Below are 21,888 nucleotides of genomic sequence, written 5' to 3'. Positions count from 1 at the left end.
TTAGTACTCCGTTGATGACTCACTGAGTGGATACTGCTTTAAAATTGCTTGGCGCCTTAGCCGGCCTGTTCCTGTCAGCTGTTGATTGGCGACGGTAAAGGGTTGGGTTAGCACCCTCATGGTTTTGATGCGTGCATAATCGGGAAGCGTTGCATTTATTGTCTGGATGAAAGCTTCAATGGTTTCATCTGCAGCTTGACTCACAATAAGTGCACGCAGCGGAGACGACTCATCACCACTGACACAAACTTGTTCAATCGCGGGGTGAGTTGCTAGCTCGGTTTCAAGCCACTCTGGATCGACATTGCGCCCGTATGGAGTGACAATAATATTCTTTTTGCGGCCATCGATATATAAATGACCTGACTCGTCAAAATGAGCTAAGTCGCCAGTTGCAAACCAGTCGTCAGTCCGCCCTGACTCCCCTAAATAACCCAACATAAGCGGGTTTTTAATAAATAACTCACCCTCGTGAATAAGCGTTGAAACATGAGGCAATAGCGTGCCAACTGAGCCCAGTGGTCGTTCCGCTTGAATATTATTCAACGATACCACAGACGCACATTCAGATAGGCCATAGCCAACCACTACCGGAAGCCGCAGATCCATCGCACGCTGTTCGAGCGACGATGCTAATCGCGCACCGCCGACGGCAATAAATTCAAACTGCCGCGCTGGTACCCCCCAATGCTCCACCGCTGCACAAATAACTTCGAGTAGCGCAGGCGGAACAACCAATGTTGAGATTTGATTATGCACGATGCTCTTCACAAAGCGTTCAGCATCCAGCCCACTGGCGCCCATCAGTCCAAGCTCATGATTTGCCAACAAAATCACCTCTGCACCTAGCGCGAGTGTGACATAAACACCCGCAATATTTTCTAGCAATACCGCAAGCGGCATTACCACGAGGTGTGTCGAGTTCAATTGACTCGGTAATCTTTGCAATAAGCTGTCAACTACAATTGCAATACCGTCAGCTGAGAGACAAACGCCCTTAGGTTGCCCCGTACTACCTGAGGTATACATTATTTTTTGCGTACCCTTTGGCAGAGCTGTTGAAGTAGGCGCTTTTGCCAGCTTTAGAACTGAGCAACAGTCGTTCGCTATGGGTTGACCGTGGTTGACCAAGTGCTCGTACAGCGTTGCATCAAGATGCGTGCCTACTAAAAGCTCTGCTCCGCTATCGAGTAGTACGTTTTGCTGTTGCTGAGCGCTAAAAAATGAGGGAATTGGAATGAGAACCTTATTAACCTGTAAACAGGCGAGGTCCCAAATGACCCAATCAAATGAATTCTCAAGCGCTAAGCCAATACGCTGTTCTGAACGCCCTTCTAGCCAACTCGCGACACCGGAAACACGCGCCCATAGCGCTCGATGAGACAACGTATGGGTTGCACTTCGCAAGGCAATTGATGGGCTATGTGCGTGGCGTTTTAAAAGCGTCAGTAAATCAAGCATGCGCTGTCTCCTGAAAGCTTTGAACCAAGCTTTGTGGTGGTATGGTATCGGCTAATTTATAGCTTGCTGTCCAGCCGGCAAAAACACTAGGTTGATGCGCATAATAGGAGCCCCATTCAGCGTTAGCATCCAAGTCCAATTTACTACGTTCAGCCAACGCAAGCTTTTGCAGCTCAATACCGCGACGCTCTAAAAAGTGCGCCAAACCGCGTGTCGCTGTAAATAAAATTAATGTTCTTTGAACATCGCGCAGCGCGAACACAATGGCTTCGACTAGATAAGGTAAATAGCGACGTCCAAGTGTTGCCATCGAACCGATTTCTGCAATTGCATGTCGAGCAGGCACAGGTTTGCCCAGAACCGAATAGTTGCACAACGCTTGGTCCATATACTGTTCGGAAAATAAAGTTTTTTGATCGGCAAACTGAACTCCGCAGGCTGCAACTAACAGATCATTTTGATAGACGGCTAAAATATTTTCCGGCAGCTGAGTCAGGCACGCATTAAAACTGAACCAGTAACGCTCGCATATAAAATGCTCGACCTCTAAACGCCGTGGATCGGATGAATGTATCCAAAACGCGGTTAATTGAGTGTGGTTATCTTGTTTAAGGATATAACCTAGATTTGATGGCATGAAGCTATCTCCACTGCAATAAGCACGACTGCCTAAACTGAAGATAACTTTAGAGATGTTTTCTTAAATATTTCTTAAGATAATTTTTGTGGGAATGATTTCTTTACACTGAAGAAGTTCATTGAAAAGTTAAATACAATTTGTTGCGAATGATTCTCATCTTTAATAATCTAGGTAATTAAATGCTTAAGGAACTCACCACATGCAACCTATCGCAACACGAGCGCGACGCGTTAGCGTCTCAATTGATCGTGACCAACTTCTCAAGCTCATGCAGTCGCAAGCATTGGTGGCTTGCGACTTAAAAGCATGTGACGAAACAAGCCAAGCCTGTCTAAAACAGTTGGTGCTTGAGTGTAGCAAACAGACGCTCAACTCAGGTTAACGAAGATAATTCAGTGCACCGATAACCGCGGCAACCTGTGCATCAATACACTGGGCTGGCGTTGCATTCTCACTATCAGGATACACTTCTGTTGTTGTCGCGTACATTGCCTGACTGAGTCCCATACACAACCCTAGATCATAGGCGGGATAGCTGATAACGCCCGGTATATCAATGTCTGTACCAATCAGACGATTATCTTCATCGGCCGGCGCAATATGAGTGCTCTTAGCCACCTCTGCAAGCACGGCTTGTTGAAATTCAAGCTGTTTATTCTCCGAATTAGTCACTAAATAAAAGCCATCGGGAATATTCCAATTAGTGTTGATTTCGCCGTCACGCGCAGCTTTAGCCGGCCTGAACTCGGAATTATCAGTATCAGTCGTTTCATGTAAATCAACGTGTGCGAGCAAGTCGACTCCGAGCGTTTCTATCAATTGCAACACCAGAGCCGACTCTTGGGCTGGACTCTCCGAATAAAACGAACGATTCGGATCAATCGCATCCGGATTCCAACGATTGATAGTTTCATAGCCCCAAGGGCTAATACATGGCGTTACAATAAAATTAAAAATCGCTTCATAAGACTGCATCTGCTCATCAATGAACTTTAGCGCGCCATGTACACCACTCGTTTCATAACCATGCACTCCGCCAGTAATTAGCACCGTGGGTTTGTCATCGTCCCATTCCGCAGTCAGAACCGCATAGAGCGGGTAGTGTTGATTCGCGTAGTTCAACTGACCATATTCACGCACGTCAAAACGCGCCTTAAAACGCTCTATTTGACTCAATACATCAGTTTGATATGACCGTTGCACGCGTTGTTGCTCGAACCACTGCTTTTTCTCTGACGCTCCCCAGGGCTGCCCGGGAACACCAATTGGATATTGCTGTTGTTGCAAAATACTGACTCCCAACAGTTATTGATTAAGACGGCTATGCTATCACAGCGAGATGACCAAATTCGATTAATCAACATGAACAATAGCAACCATCGAGGAAAAGCTTTAACATAGGCGTCCATTTTTTCTTGCTGTAAAAATTCCATGAGTTATTCACGATCGCAAGTCGCTATCGCCATTTTTGCCATGGCGATAGGCACATTTTCTATCGGCATTGGCGAATTTGTCATGATGGGTTTGTTGCCAGATGTCGGCGCTGACTTCAGTACATCGGCACAACAAACCGGACACCTGATTAGTTTGTACGCGTTCGGCGTGGTTATTGGAGCACCGCTCATCACATTGTTAGGTGCTAGAGCGCCTCGAAAGCCACTGATCATCACCCTAATGCTCATTTACTCAGCAAGTAATTTGCTGAGTGCTCGTGCAGAAAGCTTCGCGGAACTGCAACTGTTTCGCTTTATTAGCGGACTTCCCCACGGCGCTTATGGCGGGATCGTATGTCTGCTCGCCGCCGGACTCGTGAAAAAGTCGCAACGCGGCATGGCGGTGACCATGGTCATGATGGGACTGACCGTTGCTATCTTAGTTGGGAACCCGCTAGCAACGTGGTTTGGTCAATTACTTGATTGGCGCACCGTTTACATGGGGGTCGGCCTCGTCGCGTTAACAGCAGCACTGCTTATCGTCGCTTGTGTCCCTACTCCAGAACAAGCAACATCAACGCGGGTTAGAACAGAACTTCAAGCATTGAAAAACAGCCAAGTTTTACTCACCCTTGCTATTGGAAGCGTTGGATTTGGCGGCATGTTTGCCGTGCTTAGCTATTTGTCGCCGACTTTATTAGAGGCAACCCAAGTTCATAAGTATTGGATTCCCATTGCACTACTCATATATGGGCTTGGATCATTTACCGGCAGTATTATCGGTGGAAAACTCACCGACATGAATATGAAGTGGGCTATCGCAGGTTCACTCGGTTGGGCAATTATCGTGCTTGCCGTTTTCCCATTCAGTATCTATTCCCTATATACTATTCTGCCCATGGCATTTTGCTTAGGTACGACAGCTATGTTGGTGCCAGCACTGCAAGTCAGGTTAATGGACGTGGCCGGTGAGTCACAAACACTTGCGGCATCTCTCAATCATGCCGCATTTAATATCGCCAACGGCTTGGGGGCTTTTCTAGGAGGTTTGTCGTTAAACTCTGCGTTAACTTGGCAAGCAACAGGTTGGGTCGGCTGTTTGCTGGCACTCTCTGGACTTTTTGTATTTATCATCACTAAGCATCATAGCCGAAAAAGCGCTATTCATATAAGTTTGTAGGTACTATGAGTATATTATCAATGTTTTTAATTGGGTTAGCGATGTCGACCGACGCCTTTGCTGCGGCGATCGGTAAAGGCATTGCGATGCGCAAACCGACAGTCAAGCAAGCATTGAAAATTGGTATTTTATTTGGTGTCGTGGAAGCCATTACACCGATGTTAGGTTGGCTATTAGGTAAAGCGGCAGCTCAAATAATATCAGAGTACGATCATTGGGTCGCATTAGTATTACTCAGCCTGCTAGGTCTTCATATGATAAAAGAGGGTTTATCATCAGACGATGACCAAGACAGTGAAGTTGATCCAACTCAGCAGCCGTTCATAAAACTATTTTTGACCAGCATCGCCACGTCTATTGATGCGATGGCCGTCGGCGTAGGTATGGCGTTTCTTGATGTCAACATACTCCTAGTCGCCGTTATTATTGGTTGTTCAACTTTTGCCGCCGTTACTGTAGGCGTCATCATCGGTCGCTATGCCGGTCATGTTATAGGTCGCTACGCCGAGGTTGTGGGTGGCGTAGTACTGATTGGTGTCGGCGTAGGCATTGCAGCAGAGCATGTCGGGCTACTTCAGTAACCCGACCGAGGCTCATGCATTCTTAGCCTTTATGTAAAAATAGATCGCATAAAAAACGCATAAACCAATAACAATCGCGAGCCCTGTAAATGAGAAAAAAATCACTGGGTCTTTAAAAAATTGCTGCCAAATACTCATAGCTATCTCCACTCAAATTATCTATTTATCAGTTTAATCAGTCCCCTCTTCTAACCCTTTGACTTAAATCATAAAAACTTTAACTTGAAAGACGAGGAAAATGAGTTGACTATGGCGCGATAGATTTAAAGCGGAGACAGTTAAAATGCACAAACTCGTGTGGGTACTCATATTTACTAGCTGCTTAGTTTGGTCGGCATACCATCCCAAAGATCCATTGACCTGGTGGCTAGAAGTATTACCTGCACTAGTCGGCGCTCTTCTGATGGCTATCACATATCGACGCTTTACATTTACACGTTTGGTGTATGGTTTAGCTTTGATTCATTGCATCATTCTTATGGTCGGCGGACATTACACCTATGCCGAAGTGCCTTTATTCGACACGCTGGGAAGTTACTTTGATTGGCAACGCAATAATTACGATAAGTTAGGTCACTTTGCACAAGGTTTTGTGCCCGCGATGGTTGTGCGCGAAATAGTGGTTCGCAATCACCTTATTTTTGGAAGGCTTTGGCAGTTTATATTTGTTACTTCTTTTTGCCTCGCGTTTAGCGCCTTTTATGAATTGATTGAGTGGTGGGTTGCTGTTGCAACCGGTGAAGGTGCAGACGCGTTTTTAGGGACTCAGGGTTACGCATGGGATACACAATCGGACATGGCGTTTGCTTTAATTGGCGCCGTTACCGCTTTGTTGTTACTCTCGGGTATACATAACCGACAAATCGAACAGAAGCGTTCACTGTATGGCAGAACACAATAAAACGAAAGGCAACAGCAACCTCGGTGTCAGCATGGGCATCGGCGTTGCGCTGGGAACGGCCATTGGCGTTGCTATGGATCAAGTGGCTATGGGGGTCGCGTTAGGCGTCGCTTTCGGCGCCGCCTACGGCTTTGCAACTAAAAAGAAACCTGAAGCGGATAACGATCAATCAGACTAAACTCGCGGTAAATAGTCACCCAAATAATCGTCGTCAGCGAATAACTCGGCAAGAATAGCTTGCTCGGTTTGATTTCTATCGTGCTCCTTGGTGGGCAGCCGCACAATTAAATGCAATTCTTCCGCACACTGCAACTGAATGGTCACGCGCGGCTCAACCACAGGTTGCTCGAGTCCAGTGCGATAACTCAGTCGTGCAAAGTGTCGCTTCGCTTGCTCAAGGTACGGCTCGCTATGTTTTTGAGCCAACTCAAGCAACTTCTGTTTAGCAGGCCGCCATTCATGCTGACGTAAAAAGGGTACACTGAAGGTATGTAGTACAAAGTCCTGCGAATAACTCTCATTGATCACCGCTTCACTCGCAAAGAGAGAGTTAGGCAGTACCACCATTCGACCGCTACGCTGCTGCATCGAGCGACCTGGACCTACTTCTAAAATTGTGGTGGTCAGTAAATTCTGATCAATGACATCACCGCGAAATTCTTTAACTTGAATTCTATCACCGATATTAAACGATCTCGCTCCGCCTTTTATGAGCGCGCCCGAGACACACAGAATAAGTTCTTTTGTCGCAATCACCAACGCCACCGCAATGGCAACCATTGATAACGCGAACGTGCGTAATTCATGGCCCCAAATGACAACTAAGCCTAAGACCAATACGATCAACAAAATATTGCGCAATTGAATCAGCCAACGTCTGCGCATCTCGCTCGACTGAATATTGCGCCGAATAAAGCGACGTAATAAAAAACGACTCACCGCCACGACCAAAATCAATAAGAGCGTACTCACTGTCAAACGAATCAGCGACTCGGAGTTTTTGAGCTCTTCCAAAAATGCATTAAACGCTGACTGCAACACATCTGACATAAAAATTCCCAATGATTTCGAAAATAACGTTCAACTATTATGATCGTTTATTGCAAAACTCGTGTAAATAGTCTGTGACGACATTTATTTTCTACTATATTAGAAATCGTTCTACTTAAACAGGAGGTGTTTTATGGCATCAGTAAAAACTTTATCGTTAGTTAGTTTGATGGCATTGGCAAGCTTAAGTCTTGCTGCGTGTTCACAAGATTCAGCGGAAGACAAAACCGAGCAAGCAATGGAGTCTGCTAAAGAAACTGCGGATAAAATGGGCGATGCTGCAGAAGAAAAGATGGAAGAGGCAGGCGAGTATCTCTCGGATTCTGCTATCACTGCAAAAGTTAAAACTGCTCTGTTCGACAACGGCGGCTTAGATAGCTCAAAAATCAGTGTCGAAACGCGCAACAAAACTGTTTATTTAAGCGGTACTGTAGCGACTGAAAATGACGCGGAAACAGCTGGCCAGTTAGCTGAAGGTGTCGAAGGTGTTGAAGACGTCGAAAATGATATTGTAGTAGGCAACTAAGTTTTTGTTGCTTGAACCACGAGCCCGTTTAAATACGGGCTCGTGCATTTATTAACGTATTGCGCGGAGTGAGCTCGCGTTCACAAAATGCCTTGAGAGAGACCTCATAGCCCTGCTCTTGTAAAAATACAGCCCTATCAAGTAATAACCAACGTTCAAGATATGGCTGAAATTTCAGTCTCACCTGTTCTATCGCCTCAGTCACTAAAAACCGTTGCTCACCACGTTCTAACCAATAGTCAGCATCAAAACATGAGCTTAAATTAATCTCATGTTGTGCCGCAGCCCAATGACAAAAGTCTTTGAATGAACCTGAAAAAATCGCCTTGGATACTGAATTAAGCGGTTGGTAGTGCGGATCATTCAAATGATCTTGGCGCCAAGACTCATAACCCAAGCGCCACACGAGCTCCGTTTGACGCAACTCTCGCTCCCGTTTTCCCGCGGTAACAAGCCCTTGCGCTGCGAGCCTAAGTGCGTTTTTACTCAGTCTTAAGTCACACTGTTGTGCGGTCTTGGACAACGGTTCATAGTGCCCCTGCCGAATTAAATGATAGCAACACGGCGCCACCAAAATATCTCGTATCTGTGCTTCAGTAGCGTGCTCCAACAGCCTAATATGTAAGTCACCGCACGCGTGTAATGCCACAGCCGTTTGACATCTGCGAAGTGTTTGCTGAATTTTATCATCACCGTCCTTCGCTAAGACATCCTGCTGAATAAACGCCTGCGGCAGTCGGTGATGTTGTGCAAGCTCAGTGCCCTCTGCACACAGCGCAGATTGCCACTCAATACTGACCACTGGACGTTGTTGGGTAAAACTCAACAATCGCCCTAAATGCCCCTTACCAGCACACCACTCTGTGACTATCGTCGAGTGTTTAGGTACGTGGTCGATAAACGCCTGCACTTGCGATAATTTACGGCCTTTGATGCCTTGGATAAGCCAAAATGGCAGGGGATGCTCTGAAGCTTTACTCGATTCATACGCCCACACGGGATCGACTAATAATCGCAGGTCGTCGAGTACCCTAGCGAGCGTCGATTCGCTTTCCCAGGGTAACTCCGTGTGTTCGAATGCAACAATGTCCCAAAATGCCCTGCTATCTGAAAGCGCCTGACTGTATTGCTCGAGCAGTTCTTTTAAGTTCACAGCGTTGACCTAATTAATAACCGATAAGTAGTTTATCTTACTTGATAGCCATTCTTCCAGACAGCCTGAGGGTCTAATAGTAAATGCATTCCCTGCGCGGGTGATGAACCGATCAACACCATGTCGGCGCGTTGCCCCACAGCGATACGCCCTCGGCCTTTAATTCGCCAACGCTCAGCTGCCAGTGCAGTTGCTGAATGAATGGCAACTTGCCAATTAACATCTTGAGCTTCGAGCCACATGAGCTCTGCTATTAGGCTGATGCCGTGTTCGGTACCTGGGTTGGGAGCATCACTCCCGACCAGCACATCAAGCTCGCTCTCATCAAGTAACCGAGTGTTAGTTTTTAAGTTATTATAAAATGGGGTTGAGGCCATGTTCGCGCCACCACGGCTCAAGCTATTTAGTTTTTGCTGATTAAAACAGTCTCCACAGGCGGGCAAGAGTACCTGCTTATTAAATTCACCGTGCACTAAGTGCTCATAAATCATATTGGTTGGTACGATGAACACCTGTAATTGTTCCATTTTATCAATCAGTTGTTCGCTTATAGGTTGGTCGAAAAAACCATGCACCAAACCATCAGCGCCGGCAGTGACGGCGTGCTCGGCAGAAAGATGGTCGGCGACATGAACAACGGCTAGCACCTGTTGGTCATGTGCGGCTTGAATAACGCGCTGCAGTTGTTGGTAACTTATTGATGGTCGATGGGGATAGTCAACGTCTTCTGCGGTATACACAATCTTAATAAAGTCCGAGCCTTCAGCAAGGCGTTCCGAGACAGCACTCTCGGCGCTATCATCGTCAGCGAATGGGTGGGGGCTAAACCCAAACTGCGTTCCATGTCCATCAGGCGCTGTAACCAACCGGCCAGCCCCCCACATATCCGCCTCCTGTTGCAATTGCACCGAGTTGCGTTGCTGCCGAGCTCGGCGTAATTCGCTTGGATGCCCAAATAGATCAATCACCGTCGTCACACCAAAATCAAGTGCGCGTTCTCGCGCATCACCCCAAGTATGGACATGGCTATCAATCAGCCCAGGAATAATCCACTGGTCTGGCTTGGTGGGATAAACACGTTGAACCGCTTTCGGAGGCTGCGATTCAACTCGCACAATAACGCCCTCTTCGACCGAAACATAATGCGCTCGTAGCACCTTCTCACCATCGAATACATTGATAGGCCCAATGGTAAAGCTATTGTCCTCGACCGGGGCTGGCTCAGGTAATAACCACAATAGCGCAGCGACAGCCCCAGCGCCGATAATCCAAGTAAGTTTATTCATGACTGGCTCCACTGAAGCGACCAGATAGGCTTCTTAACACTGCCATCATGCTGATACTGAAAAGGCACAAGTAGATAATATGCCAGTACCAGCTTACCTCATCGCCCTTCCCGATAACCGCATAGCCTAATTGCACCAAGTGATAACTGGGCAACCCATAAGCGATCCATTGCACCCAGTCCGGCATCAAAAACAGCGGAAACCACAAGCCAGACAGCAACGCCATGGGTAGATAGATCAGGTTAACAACGCCTGCGGCAGCACGGTCGGCTACTAAAGCGCCAATGAGCATCCCTAAAGCGGCAAAAGGCAAAGTACCTAAGGTAAAAATAAGTGTTAAGAGCCCCCACTGCCAAAACCATAATCGGACACCGGCAAGCCAAGCCGACTCGATGTAAAGTAAGAGCAGGATCACTGCAGAAAAAGCGGCGCTGTTGACTAACTTGGCAAAAATAAAGCTATTGAACTGCATTGGCGACAATAGCTTTAAGGTGAGCCAGCCATGAGTGCGTTCACTCGCAATACTCACCGCAAGGTGAAAAAACGGTGGTCCCATAATGCCAAAACAAGCATAGGAGATAAGAAGGTAATCACTGTGGCCGTTGGAAAAATCCACCATGATGCCAAAAAAGAAGTAGAACACGACCGGGAACGCAAACGCCGGTATGTAAAAGCTGGGCGAGCGAAGCAAGGCTCGCATATCCATTTGAGCTTCAACGATCCATTGACTCATGACGTAGCTCCTCCAATCAATGTGGACATCAGTTGTTCTAAAGACATACTTTTTATCGGTAATTTTTCGGCGGGCGCCTGTTTACGCAAAAGTACGACAGAGTCAGCCAATTGGTAGGCTTCCTCTATGTAATGCGTGGTTAGAATAATTGCGACACCCTGACTTTTCAGCGATTCGATACAACGCCACATCTGTTGCCGCGTACTTAGGTCCATTCCAACGCTAGGTTCATCCAAAAACAGTAGTTGCGGTCGCCCAATAAGCGCGAGCGTAAACATGACACGTTGCTGCTCTCCTCCCGACAGCACAGCGAAACGCTTATGTAGTAACGACTCGATAGGTAAGAGTTGCTTCAACTCCTCGATACCGATGGGCTTAGTGTAATAACTCTGATAAAGCGTAATCTGCTCTTGCACAGTCAACTGCCCATTCACAGCGCCGACTTGCATGACCACGCCCCAGCGCTGCTTAAGTGACGGGCTTCTGCTCTTTTTAGGCTGTTGTTCACCAAACAGACTAATATGGCCCGCGTCCGGAGCGGTCAATCCAAGAATACAGCGAATAAGCGTCGTCTTACCGACGCCATTCTCACCCAGTACAGCAACGACCTCTCCACACCTTACATCTAATGAAAAATCGTTGAGTACGGGTGCGTTAGCGTAAGACTTCGATAAATTTGTAATTGATAAAACCGTCATCACTCACCTCCATTTGCTGTAAGGTTAGTGAGTTAAACGGTTAAGGGGCAGTCACCTTTGTCATTTCATGATGATGACAAATGTCACTGGCATGAATTACAGGTTCGTTTCATAATGCAACTATGAAACTAAAACAACCACAGCTCTGTCTTGAACGTAAATACGCTTGGGTTTATTTGATGAACCTCGGCTTTTTCGTCGTGCCAATGTTTCTATACCCGTTCACAGTATTGGAATATCTCGCGATGACAGCTGCGCTGATTGGCTTTGTGGCAAGCTACTATTGGGCATTCAGCGTTTCATCAGCTCACATGTTGAAGCCGATTATCGTTATGTATGGGATCGCATGCGCGATTACCCCGATTAACCCAGCATCAATCACCATGTTCGCCTTTATTGGCTTTTTCCTGGGGTTCGCCTATCGTCTCCGACCCGCTCTATTGGGGCTGCTTGCTATTATATTGACACTTGCGTTGTTGCATTATTATGTCGTCGACACGTGGTCTTGGTTTGTTTATTACGGTGCAATATTAAGTGCTGCGATTTTTATCATTGGGCGTGTCGAGCGCGTGCGTCAAGAGCACTTACTGAGCCAGCAGCGCACTGATTTAGAAATTGAACAACTCGCTACTACGTTAGAACGCGAGCGCATTGCTCGTGATCTGCACGACACTTTAGGGCACACGCTTACCAGTGTGCTACTCAAGGCTGAATTGGCGCAACGCCACATCCATTCTGGTCAGAGCGACGCAGCCAGTCATCACTTGAAAGAGCTGACCGAGATTGCGCGGACCTGTTTAAAGCAAGTCAGAGAGAGCGTAACCGGTTATAAACATGGCGGTTTTGACTTTGTGCTACAACAACTCTCCGTACGCTTACAGGAAGCGGGATTCAAAGTTCATGTAGAGGGAGCGCTTACTCAGTTAAATAGGGCTTATGAAACGCCGCTTGTTTTGGCGCTCACCGAACTCGTGACAAATATCATTCGTCACAGTGAGGGGGATCACGTTCTCATAAAACTTATAGAGAAGGCTGATAATACCTACATTGAAATATTCGATAATGGACGTGTTACTGAGCTCGAGTTTGGTAATGGCTTGTTGGGAGTTAATGAGCGTATTGAACGCCTCGGTGGGCATATTGATATCAACACAACACAAGGTTGCCTAGTAAAGTTGTTCTTACCCGCAGCCGTAGTGGAATCCTGACTATGAAAATATTATTGGCTGAAGACCAAGCGATGGTGCGAACCGCCTTAGCGAGTCTACTGCGCTTAGATGGGGAATATGATGTCGATGAAGCCGCTGATGGAAACGAAGCTATAAATAGTCTTGAAGAGAATACCTATGACTTACTACTGACCGATATAGAAATGCCACATAGGACGGGGATTGACCTCGTGCATTGGGTCAAAGCTAACGCGCCTTCCACTAAAACAGTGATCATAACGACATTTAATCGCAGTGGTTATGTGAATCGTGCTGTGCAGGCGGGCGTTGATGGTTTTCTACTAAAAGATGCGCCGGTTGAGCAACTCATGCAATCATTGACTGCCATTTTGGCAGGCAAACGCGTGATTGACTCTGAGCTCCTACTCAATAGCTTTAATCAAATCGACCCGTTAACAGAAAAGGAACGCAAAGCTCTCCGGCTAGCCGCCGATGGACTAGCAACATCAGCAATTGCCAAGCAACTATTTATCGCTGAGGGCACCGCACGTAACTATCTATCCGAAGCGATTGCAAAAGTCGGTGCTAAAAATCGCGTCGAGGCAGCTCGTATTGCCCAGCTAAAAGGATGGTTATAGATAACTAACTAGGAATCGTTAACCAAAGACTCCCCATGAGCAATAAGGTTAACGTTATAATTGGTACGAATAATGCTGACGAATGCTTCTTCATAGCGCCCCCAATTTTTGTTGTTATTTTTGTTAACGTATTGTTATAGAAAAAGATTTATCTTGTGTCAATGCTTTGCACTTCGTGCTACGCTTGATCGCGCAATCACTTCGACCCTCTTTTTCAGAAAAAGTTCAATTTTTATGTATGATCACGCGTCTGAAATAGTTAAGGCTGCTGAATTGCTTCGTGGCAACACCCCGTTTACTTTGTTGTCTGGCGCGGGGCTCAGCACCGATTCGGGGATTCCTGCCTACCGTAATGCTCAGGGTAAATGGGTTCACTCGCCCCCGATGCAACACCATGACTTTATGAATAATGATGCGGCGCGAAAACGCTATTGGGCGCGTAGCTTAGGCGGCTGGTTAAATTTATATCATGCGCAACCAAACCGTGCACATCAGGTTATCGCACAGTTTCAACAACACGGGTTTATCGATACCGTTATTACGCAAAATGTTGATGGACTGCATCAAAAAGCGGGGAGTTCAACGGTGATTAACCTTCACGGATACGCCAACGACATCGTCTGTATGACGTGCGGCGATAGATCACCTCGTTTCGATTTACATCAACGATATGCCGAGCTCAATCCACGATTTAATCAATCAGCTTCGGTCATTAAGCCAGATGGCGATGCAAAACTATCAGCACCAACGGACGAATTTAAACTCATCCATTGCGATCATTGTGGCGGGATCTTAAAGCCCGATGTGGTCTACTTCGGCGATAATGTACCCAAAAAACGAGTTGAAGCCTGTTATCAAGCTATTGATGACAGTCAAGGTTTACTTATCGTTGGTTCCTCATTAAAAGTGTTTTCGGGATTTCGTTTTGCTCGCTATGCCTATCAACAACATAAGCCAGTGATTATTATCACAAAAGGTATAACGCGAGCGGATGATTTAGCCACGATTAAGATTGACGGAAACATTGCGGAAACGCTTGAGCAATTTCGTCGTTTATTACGACTACCAAAATAAACGCAGGTGTTTGTGGCACCTGCGTTTTGTTGCGGATTTCAGCCTGTAGAGCTTAAGGGTTATAGACGACGTTCAACGTTACACCATTAAAGCTTTGATAAGCGCGAATTCCAATATGCCAGGTACCTGTCTGTGGATTTGAGAAGCTACAGCTTTCATTATTGCCACTTAAATACGGACGACAGTCATAACTATTACTTCCAGGCTGACTACCATATTGAACGTACAAATCGGCGTCGCCAGAACCACCAGAAATATCAATATCCAGGGTGCTCATACCGGCAGGCACTTCGATGGTATAACGCACCCAATTACCTGTTGATGCAGAAAGATCGCTTACACTGCCGCCACCGCCAGTCGCACCGCCGTCACCGGGGTCTCCCGAGCCGCCTCCTGAAGCGCCGGTTACTGCACCGTTGGCATCAACGATACCGACGCCACAACCACTACAGCTTCCAGGAAAGCTTCGTGCTGTCTGCTTCAAGATGTTTTCAACATCATCTGGGCTAGCGCTCGGGTTAGCCTCTTTAATCAACGCAGCCACACCCGCTACGTGGGGCGTTGCCATTGATGTTCCTTGGCTGTAGCCGTAGGTATCACTTCCAGGTGTACTGGTACCCGAGTTATAAGTCGAGAGCACACCATTTGGATCATTGGCGTAAGACATTGCGCCACCCGGTGCAGCAACATCCACGTTAGAGCCGTAGTTAGAGTAGTAAGCTCGGCTTCCATTACGGTTAGTCGCCGCGACGTTGACGACGCCACTGCAGTTACCCGGATTATAATTGGTCGAGTTGTCATTACTATTGCCTGATGCCACAACCACCGTGGTGCCGTTACCTCGGGCAATATTAATTGCCTGCTGCGTTGCGCTCGAACAAGCGCCCTGTCCACCTAAGCTCATATTGATAACATCGGCTGGATTCGCATTGCTTGGTACGCCCGATACCGAGCCCCCTGAGGCCCAAATAATACCATCAGCGATATCTGCCGTGGTACCGCCGCAACGACCGAGAACACGCACAGGCACAACTTTTGCACCATAAGCAACGCCAGCAACACCTTGACCATTGTTAGTGACAGCGGCAATGGTGCCTGCAACATGCGTACCGTGCCAGCTTGAGTCCTGGTCTTGAGCCGGATACCCATTACCGCAGGCTCCCGCACTCACCCAGTCACCTGGATCACGCGGGTCGGAGTCTCGACCATTACCATCGTTGCCAATGAAGCTATTTGAAATCATGTCGTACCCGGGCAAAATATTGCTCACGAGATCCGCGTGAGGACGATACCCCGTATCTAAAACCGCGACCACGGTTCCCGCCCCCGTCACGCTATTCCAAGCGTTTTCAACATTGAGTCCGCCAGTAGACTCGTAATAGTGCCACTGATCGCTGTAATCAGGATCGTTGGGCGTTGCAAAGTGACGCAATAACTTGTTTTCTTCAACGCTGGCCACTTCAGGATGCTTGGCAATTTGTGCCATCATCTTTTTTGCCTGTCCGGGCGGAATTTTCTTATCAAGATCAAATACAAAATGGTTAGCAAGCCCCATTTCGCGTTCAAACTTAATTGCGCTACCCGTTTGAGCAGAAAAGTCCCGCGCTACGCGACTCGCCGCATTAGCTACTGCAGCAGCACGACTCAGACCTCGTTGTGCTGCTTGATTCGCCACCTCGTTCATTACTTGTGAACGTTCTTTAAAGGTAACTATGAAGCCTGTGGTTAAGGATTGATTAGGAGCAACCGTCTGTGTCGGAAGACCGACTGAAGCCTTGGGTGGCTGAAATGATTGGTTAACCGCGACAGCTGAGGGGACCGCTACAGTCGAAAGTGCAGCACTCACCCACACGGCAAGTCTTTGATTTTTCTTAAAACTTATATGTTTATACATGGTTAACCTTTTTTGTTATTTGAAGAATACTGGCAAAAAATCCAGCCATTAATCATTAACACATGTATATTTTATGTAAATAAATATGACGTCAATTTTACATTATATTTACACATATTGACATCACAAAAAGGCATAAGCAACGTGTGTATTTGTTTTTAGCCGGGTGTCACTATATGCTCAGGTAAAATCAATTTGAGGAAACAAAATGTCAGCATTTCAATCGCCCTTACCTACTCTGTTGATCATTTTAGCGGCCATCATTCTACTGGTGCTATCTGTTCGAATCGTTCCCCAACAGCAAGTTTATGTTATTGAGTTATTTGGCAAATATCGGCGTATGCTCACCCCAGGTTTAAACTTTATTATTCCAATCATCGAACGTGTGGCCCATAAGCAATCGATGCGAACCCGTGAACTGCAAGTCAGCGTCGAGACAAAGACGCAGGACAATGTTTTCGTCACGGTTCGTGTCAGCGTACAATACCGAGTCGAAAATAAAGATGCAGTTTACAACGCCTTCTACCAACTCGAAGACCCTGAGCGCCAAATGGAGAGCTATATTTTCAACTCAGTGCGGGCTCAGATTCCAAAACAACCACTTGATGAAGTGTTTGATAACAAAGACGCAATCAGTGATGCAGTACAAGCTGAATTAGAGAGTGTCATCGAAGGCTACGGCTTCAACATAATTGCATCGCTCGTTACCGATATCGATCCCGATGAAGAAGTCAAACATTCGATGAATAAAATCAATGCCGCGGAAAGAGAGCGTCGCGCAGCAGAACACCAAGCGGAAGCAGAAAAAATTCTCGCTGTTAAGAAAGCTGAAGCAGATAAAGAATCAAAAATCCTTCAAGGTGAAGGGGTCGCAGGACAGCGCAAAGCGATTGCGGAGGGCTTAAGTGAAAGTATCGCCCTAGTACGTAAAGAGGATAGCGACATCAGTGCTCATGACGTCATCGATCTACTGAAGTTCACCAATTACGTTGATACCTTAGCCGCCTTGGATACCGCAAACAGTAAAGTGATCATGGTACCCATGCCAACGACTCAGTTCGAACAATTCAATCAAGCCATTATTCGTGGTAACGAGGCTAGTGCAAAAGACTAGCCTCGGCGTTCGTTTACTGCTGATTTGGGATAATACGTAGTTCGACGCGACGGTTTTGCTGTCGGCCTTGCGCGGTATCATTCGTGGCAATCGGCTGACTTTCCCCAAAACCTTGCGTCGTAACGCGGCGCGAGTCGACCCCGTATCCGACTAGATAATTACGCACGGCATTCGCACGGTTTAACGATAGTTGCTGGTTATAATCGGCTGAGCCGGTGCTATCCGTGTGTCCCTCTATCATCATCGTTGTCTTGTTATACTTATTGAGTACCGCGGCAACGTCCTCAAGTACCGGATAAAAGTTTTGCGAAATATTGGCACTCTCAGAAGCAAAGGTAATATTTCCCGGAAGTTGCAAGCGAATATTATCGCCATCACGGATAACTTGCACACCCGAGCCTGACAGCTCGTCGCGAAACGCCTCTTCCTGCTTATCCATGTAGTTCCCAATCGCGCTACCGGCCAAAGCGCCCACGGCGGCACCCCAAAGATAGCGACTCTTGTCATGGTCGCCAGTTCCTTTACCTATTACTGCACCCGCAACAGCGCCAATGGCGGCGCCTTTTTGAGTGTTATTCATGGTATTCGAGCACCCCGTTAAAGCGAGCGTTCCTGCAATTCCTAGAATTAACAATCGACTATTCATACCTAATCCTCTACCCATCACGCCTATTGGTTAAAATTAGCATGTCTTTACAAAAAATCATTAACGCTTTTCATGATCTTTACGCAACACATAAAGTGAATCGATCAATCCAAAACAGCTGTGCCACGTATCACAAGGTCACAGTCATTTAGTAAATTGGAGTAAAAGATGTCTGAAGTTGCGAACAAAGTCGTTATTATCACAGGTGCGAGTAGCGGTTTAGGTGAAGAAACTGCTAAAATGCTCGCCAGCAAAGGCGCCAAATTAGTCTTGGGGGCGCGTCGTGAAGAGCGACTAAAAGCGCTGGCCGATAGCATCAAAAATGACGGTGGTGAAGCCATTTTCAAAACGGTGGATGTAACCGATAAGTCGCAAGTACAAGCCCTTGCCGATGCTGCGCTTGAGCAGTTCGGACGCATTGATGTGTTGGTAAACAACGCCGGCTTAATGCCATTAGCACCACTGGACGAGTTGAAAATCGATGAGTGGGACCAAATGATAGATGTCAATATTAAGGGCGTTATGTACGGTGTCGCAGCGGTGCTGCCGAGCATGCGTAAGCAAAAATCAGGTCATATTATTAACTTATCGTCGGTTGCAGGTCACGTGGTATTTCCAGGTGCAACCGTTTACTGCGCGACAAAGTTTGCTGTAAAAGCAATCAGTGAAGGGATTCGTCAAGAATCAAATGGCGAAGTCAGAGCGACCAATATTTCACCGGGCGCTGTGAGTACTGAGTTGACTGACCACATCAGTCACAAGGATTCGAAGGAAATGGCAGATGATCTTTATCAAGATGCAATTGGCTCTGACTCAATCGCACGAGCCATTACATTTGCGATTGAACAGCCAGGTGATGTTGACGTCAATGAGATGATCATTCGTCCTACCAAGCAGGAGTTGTAGTTTGCCGCAAGTCAGTATTTTGGATTTAGCACCTGTGCCTGAAAGCGGCACAGTTGCTGAGTCGCTAAAAAACGCTGTAAGTATTGCTCAAGCAGCCGAACGTTGGGGATATCATCGTTACTGGATGGCCGAGCATCATAATATGACGGGTATCGCCAGCGCGGCAACCGCTATTGTTCTAGGTCATATTGCAAGTCGAACCCAACACATTCGTGTGGGATCAGCCGGTATTATGCTGCCTAACCATCCACCGTATATTGTTGCAGAACAATTCGGCACGCTCGATGCTCTGTATCCCAACAGGGTTGACTTGGGACTGGGCCGAGCACCTGGTACAGATGGACAAACCCTGCGTGCTTTAAGGCGTTCACCGAACGACGCTGAACAATTTCCTAACGATGTGCAAGAGCTGTTGGGCTATCTCGCCGAAGCAGAAGATACTGACACCATCAAAGCCATTCCTGGTTTTCAGCAAAACATCCCCGTTTGGATCTTAGGTTCGAGCACCTTTGGCGCACAACTAGCTGCCCGACTCGGGCTGCCCTACGCGTTTGCATCTCACTTTGCGCCCGATCACCTGAGTCACGCGCTTACACTATATCGCAAGCAATTCAAGCCTTCGCGTTATCTTGATAAACCATACGCTGCTGCGGCACTGAATCTATTCGCAGCCGACACGGACCATCACGCTCGCCGCATGATGACATCGATGCAGCAACAGTTCATTAATTTACGTCGCGGGATGCCCGGGCGCATGCAGCCCCCTGTTGAGGATATTAAAGCCATAGCGGACCCCTATGAACTAGCGGCTGTTAATCACGCGCTGAACTTTACCGCGGTGGGCACAAAAGACACCGTCGCGCGTCACCTCACACAGTTTATTGAACAAACTGAGGTCGACGAGCTGATTTTGACCTGCAACGCCTACGATATATCAGATCGCCTAAACTCGTTTAAAATCGGCGCAGAAATACTACTAAACTAATATTAATCAGGTGACCCAAGCTATTCTTAAGGTATTTTTAAGGTTTCTTTGTTATAAAGTCGGTTTAATTTTAATTTAATTAAGCCGACTTTATGTCTCGTAAGATTTTAATCACTGGAGCCGCTGGTTTTATTGGGTTTCACACGGCCAAGCGCCTACTTTCAGAAGGGTTTCACGTCGTTGGAATTGACAACCTCAACGACTATTACTCAGTTCAGCTTAAGTATGATCGATTAAATCAACTTAAGAAATTTGACTCATTTTCCTTTCATTCGATCGATATTGATAACCCTATCGCATTGTCAGACTGCCTAGCCGATTATACGATTGATGATGTCATTCATCTTGCCGCTCAAGCAGGTGTGCGTTATTCAATCGATAATCCGCAAGCGTATGGGCGAAGCAACTTGATCGGATTTCTCAACATACTCGAGTGGGTTCGCAGTCACCCTGTAGACCACTTTATTTATGCCTCATCAAGCTCGGTGTACGGTAATACTGAGCGTGTCCCTTTTTCGACGAACGCGACCGCCGACAAACCGGTATCTTTGTATGCAGCGACGAAGCGTGCTAACGAACTGATGGCTGAAAGCTATAGCCATTTATATAATATCCCTGCGACTGGATTGCGTTTCTTTACCGTCTACGGTCCTTATGGTCGTCCCGATATGGCACCGATGAAGTTTGCCAAACAAATCATGCAAGGTGGTCAAATCGATGTCTATAACCATGGTGACCTATCGCGTGATTTTACGTTTATCGATGATATTGTAGAGGGCATATACCGCCTATTAGATAAACCTATTCAAACTCAGTCAGAGGGTGCGCGCCATCGCGTCTTAAATATAGGTCGCGGCGAACCTGTTAACTTGCTTAAGTTTATTGAAATACTCGAGAGCGCGTTCGAAAAACCGGTTAAAAAACGTTATCTTCCAATGCAAGATGGTGATGTAAGCACAACTTGGGCGGACGTGACAGAGTTAAGTAAAATAACGGGTTATTCACCACAGGTCGATATCGAGTCTGGCATTCAAAAATTCGCAGAGTGGTACAAAAAATACAATGCACATGGACAATTAGCATGATTGAGTTTTCAGTGATACTCCCGGCAAAAGATGAAGCCGATAATATTAGTGTTTTACTAAAAGAGATTGACGACGCCTTAAAAGACAGCTCATACGAAGTGGTGCTGGTAGATGATGGTAGTACAGATGCAACAGCAGAGCAGGCATTGGCGACCGCTAAAACCATGCAAGGACAAGTATCGGTTATTCAACATCAGTCGAGCTGTGGTCAAAGCACTGCGCTTTATACAGCAGCACAACACGCCTGCGGTGAGTTTATCGTAGTGCTTGACGCCGATGGCCAAAATGATCCCGCGGATATTCCTTCATTAAAGCAGGTAGCAAACGAGTTGCAATCGCACCACTTTTGCGTAATTGGGCACCGTCAACAACGAAAAGATACGACTTGGAAGCGATTTCAATCGCGTGTTGCCAACCGCTTTAGACAGGCCGTGTTGAAAGACGATACACCGGATACTGGCTGTGGGTTGAAAATCCTCCCTCGTCATACCTATTTACAACTCCCCTACTTCCACCATATGCATCGTTTCGTACCCGCGTTGGTCAAACGCATGGGAGGAGAAATAAAAAGTGTTCCTGTGAACCACCGCGCTCGCTTACAAGGCATCTCAAAATATAATGCTTGGAATCGTGCTTGGGCTGGCCTACTTGATATTTTGGGTGTTCTTTGGCTGATTTACCGCTCCAGAAAGCCGCAAATTAAAGCTATAAAGCGCAGTCAGGAGTCCTAATCCG

General features: G+C 46.8%; 25 protein-coding genes. 14 read left to right on the top strand and 11 right to left on the bottom strand.

What is annotated here, in order from left to right:
• Together AC3AP5_RS03780 and AC3AP5_RS03775 are read right to left on the bottom strand one after the other, a co-directional pair.
• Complete coding sequence (locus tag AC3AP5_RS03780; protein ID WP_487327035.1) at positions 1-1,461, bottom strand: AMP-binding protein; 1,461 nt, start codon at positions 1,459-1,461, stop codon at positions 1-3.
• On the bottom strand, positions 1,454-2,098 hold the full coding sequence (locus AC3AP5_RS03775; RefSeq protein ID WP_286681893.1) for a thermostable hemolysin: 645 nt from the start codon (positions 2,096-2,098) through the stop codon (positions 1,454-1,456). The genes AC3AP5_RS03780 and AC3AP5_RS03775 overlap by 8 nt, the downstream gene beginning before the upstream one ends.
• Before the next feature lie 202 nt (positions 2,099-2,300).
• On the opposite strand from AC3AP5_RS03775, the gene AC3AP5_RS03770 reads away from it, so the two are divergent.
• Positions 2,301-2,483, top strand: coding sequence for a hypothetical protein (locus AC3AP5_RS03770; RefSeq protein ID WP_006955569.1), 183 nt, complete (start codon positions 2,301-2,303; stop codon positions 2,481-2,483).
• Here AC3AP5_RS03770 and AC3AP5_RS03765 read toward each other — a convergent pair.
• Positions 2,480-3,388 carry a M14 family metallopeptidase gene (locus AC3AP5_RS03765; protein ID WP_286681892.1) on the bottom strand — a complete coding sequence of 303 codons (909 nt, stop codon included), beginning with the start codon at positions 3,386-3,388 and terminating at the stop codon, positions 2,480-2,482. The genes AC3AP5_RS03770 and AC3AP5_RS03765 overlap by 4 nt on opposite strands.
• A 144-nt stretch (positions 3,389-3,532) precedes the next feature.
• Between AC3AP5_RS03765 and AC3AP5_RS03760 the strand changes: the two genes are divergently transcribed.
• Entirely contained in the window at positions 3,533-4,714 is a 1,182-nt protein-coding gene (locus tag AC3AP5_RS03760; protein ID WP_286681891.1) for an MFS transporter, read from the top strand.
• 5 nt (positions 4,715-4,719) lie between these two features.
• Positions 4,720-5,295, top strand: a complete 576-nt coding sequence (locus AC3AP5_RS03755) for a manganese efflux pump MntP (RefSeq protein WP_040487884.1) — start codon at positions 4,720-4,722, stop codon at positions 5,293-5,295.
• A 12-nt stretch (positions 5,296-5,307) separates the two neighbouring features.
• Here AC3AP5_RS03755 and AC3AP5_RS03750 read toward each other — a convergent pair whose 3' ends face one another.
• Positions 5,308-5,433, bottom strand: a complete 126-nt coding sequence (locus AC3AP5_RS03750; protein ID WP_006955574.1) for a DUF3149 domain-containing protein — start codon at positions 5,431-5,433, stop codon at positions 5,308-5,310.
• 145 nt (positions 5,434-5,578) lie between these two features.
• On the opposite strand from AC3AP5_RS03750, the gene AC3AP5_RS03745 reads away from it, so the two are divergent.
• Together AC3AP5_RS03745 and AC3AP5_RS03740 are read left to right on the top strand one after the other, a co-directional pair.
• On the top strand, positions 5,579-6,196 hold the full coding sequence (locus AC3AP5_RS03745) for a DUF2238 domain-containing protein (RefSeq protein ID WP_286681890.1): 618 nt from the start codon (positions 5,579-5,581) through the stop codon (positions 6,194-6,196).
• On the top strand, positions 6,180-6,374 hold the full coding sequence (locus tag AC3AP5_RS03740) for a glycine zipper domain-containing protein (RefSeq protein WP_487327034.1): 195 nt from the start codon (positions 6,180-6,182) through the stop codon (positions 6,372-6,374). Before AC3AP5_RS03745 ends, AC3AP5_RS03740 begins: the two co-directional genes overlap by 17 nt.
• Here the strand turns inward: AC3AP5_RS03740 and AC3AP5_RS03735 are convergent.
• Positions 6,371-7,246, bottom strand: coding sequence for a mechanosensitive ion channel domain-containing protein (locus tag AC3AP5_RS03735; protein WP_006955577.1), 876 nt, complete (start codon positions 7,244-7,246; stop codon positions 6,371-6,373). The genes AC3AP5_RS03740 and AC3AP5_RS03735 overlap by 4 nt on opposite strands.
• A gap of 133 nt (positions 7,247-7,379) precedes the next feature.
• Here AC3AP5_RS03735 and AC3AP5_RS03730 point away from each other — a divergent pair, with 133 nt between their 5' ends.
• A complete protein-coding gene (locus tag AC3AP5_RS03730; protein ID WP_006955578.1) occupies positions 7,380-7,772 on the top strand; it encodes a BON domain-containing protein in 393 nt (130 codons plus the stop codon).
• 28 nt (positions 7,773-7,800) lie between these two features.
• Here the strand turns inward: AC3AP5_RS03730 and AC3AP5_RS03725 are convergent, their stop codons facing one another.
• Genes AC3AP5_RS03725 through AC3AP5_RS03710 form a run of 4 tightly spaced genes read right to left on the bottom strand, consistent with a single transcriptional unit; the run spans position 7,801 to position 11,642 of the window.
• The gene (locus tag AC3AP5_RS03725; RefSeq protein ID WP_272978179.1) at positions 7,801-8,925 is read right to left on the bottom strand and encodes a methyltransferase; all 1,125 of its coding nucleotides are present in this window, start codon (positions 8,923-8,925) and stop codon (positions 7,801-7,803) included.
• Positions 8,926-8,957: 32 nt separating this feature from the next.
• Entirely contained in the window at positions 8,958-10,211 is a 1,254-nt protein-coding gene (locus AC3AP5_RS03720; RefSeq protein ID WP_487327033.1) for an amidohydrolase family protein, read from the bottom strand.
• Entirely contained in the window at positions 10,204-10,944 is a 741-nt protein-coding gene (locus AC3AP5_RS03715) for an ABC transporter permease (RefSeq protein ID WP_006955581.1), read from the bottom strand. Before AC3AP5_RS03715 ends, AC3AP5_RS03720 begins: the two co-directional genes overlap by 8 nt.
• Complete coding sequence (locus tag AC3AP5_RS03710) at positions 10,941-11,642, bottom strand: ABC transporter ATP-binding protein (protein ID WP_272978182.1); 702 nt, start codon at positions 11,640-11,642, stop codon at positions 10,941-10,943. The genes AC3AP5_RS03715 and AC3AP5_RS03710 overlap by 4 nt, the downstream gene beginning before the upstream one ends.
• A gap of 122 nt (positions 11,643-11,764) precedes the next feature.
• Here AC3AP5_RS03710 and AC3AP5_RS03705 point away from each other — a divergent pair, with 122 nt between their 5' ends.
• The 3 genes from AC3AP5_RS03705 (at position 11,765) to AC3AP5_RS03695 (ending at position 14,523) form a co-directional block, all read left to right on the top strand.
• On the top strand, positions 11,765-12,850 hold the full coding sequence (locus tag AC3AP5_RS03705) for a sensor histidine kinase (protein WP_487327032.1): 1,086 nt from the start codon (positions 11,765-11,767) through the stop codon (positions 12,848-12,850).
• 2 nt (positions 12,851-12,852) lie between these two features.
• Complete coding sequence (locus AC3AP5_RS03700; protein ID WP_006955584.1) at positions 12,853-13,449, top strand: response regulator transcription factor; 597 nt, start codon at positions 12,853-12,855, stop codon at positions 13,447-13,449.
• Between the two features lie 234 nt (positions 13,450-13,683).
• Positions 13,684-14,523 (top strand): NAD-dependent protein deacetylase, encoded by an 840-nt coding sequence (locus AC3AP5_RS03695; protein WP_286681882.1) that lies wholly within the window; start codon positions 13,684-13,686, stop codon positions 14,521-14,523.
• 52 nt (positions 14,524-14,575) lie between these two features.
• On the opposite strand, the gene AC3AP5_RS03690 is transcribed toward AC3AP5_RS03695, so the two are convergent.
• Complete coding sequence (locus AC3AP5_RS03690; RefSeq protein WP_487327031.1) at positions 14,576-16,417, bottom strand: S8 family serine peptidase; 1,842 nt, start codon at positions 16,415-16,417, stop codon at positions 14,576-14,578.
• A gap of 208 nt (positions 16,418-16,625) precedes the next feature.
• Between AC3AP5_RS03690 and AC3AP5_RS03685 the strand changes: the two genes are divergently transcribed.
• A complete protein-coding gene (locus tag AC3AP5_RS03685) occupies positions 16,626-17,531 on the top strand; it encodes an SPFH domain-containing protein (protein WP_487327030.1) in 906 nt (301 codons plus the stop codon).
• Between the two features lie 13 nt (positions 17,532-17,544).
• Here AC3AP5_RS03685 and AC3AP5_RS03680 read toward each other — a convergent pair whose 3' ends face one another.
• Complete coding sequence (locus AC3AP5_RS03680; protein WP_487327029.1) at positions 17,545-18,177, bottom strand: YiaD family glycine zipper/OmpA-like lipoprotein; 633 nt, start codon at positions 18,175-18,177, stop codon at positions 17,545-17,547.
• A gap of 168 nt (positions 18,178-18,345) precedes the next feature.
• Here AC3AP5_RS03680 and AC3AP5_RS03675 point away from each other — a divergent pair, with 168 nt between their 5' ends.
• From AC3AP5_RS03675 to AC3AP5_RS03660, 4 genes are all read left to right on the top strand, one after another.
• Positions 18,346-19,083, top strand: a complete 738-nt coding sequence (locus AC3AP5_RS03675; protein WP_272978186.1) for an SDR family oxidoreductase — start codon at positions 18,346-18,348, stop codon at positions 19,081-19,083.
• A 1-nt stretch (position 19,084) separates the two neighbouring features.
• The gene (locus AC3AP5_RS03670) at positions 19,085-20,068 is read left to right on the top strand and encodes an LLM class flavin-dependent oxidoreductase (protein ID WP_286681881.1); all 984 of its coding nucleotides are present in this window, start codon (positions 19,085-19,087) and stop codon (positions 20,066-20,068) included.
• Between the two features lie 92 nt (positions 20,069-20,160).
• The gene (locus tag AC3AP5_RS03665; RefSeq protein WP_487327028.1) at positions 20,161-21,153 is read left to right on the top strand and encodes a GDP-mannose 4,6-dehydratase; all 993 of its coding nucleotides are present in this window, start codon (positions 20,161-20,163) and stop codon (positions 21,151-21,153) included.
• Complete coding sequence (locus tag AC3AP5_RS03660; protein WP_290614266.1) at positions 21,150-21,884, top strand: glycosyltransferase family 2 protein; 735 nt, start codon at positions 21,150-21,152, stop codon at positions 21,882-21,884. The genes AC3AP5_RS03665 and AC3AP5_RS03660 overlap by 4 nt, the downstream gene beginning before the upstream one ends.
• The last annotated feature ends 4 nt before the right edge of the window (positions 21,885-21,888 follow it).

This window comes from Idiomarina sp. D18 (assembly GCF_057748155.1).
This window is presented reverse-complemented; position numbering and strand designations above follow the sequence as displayed.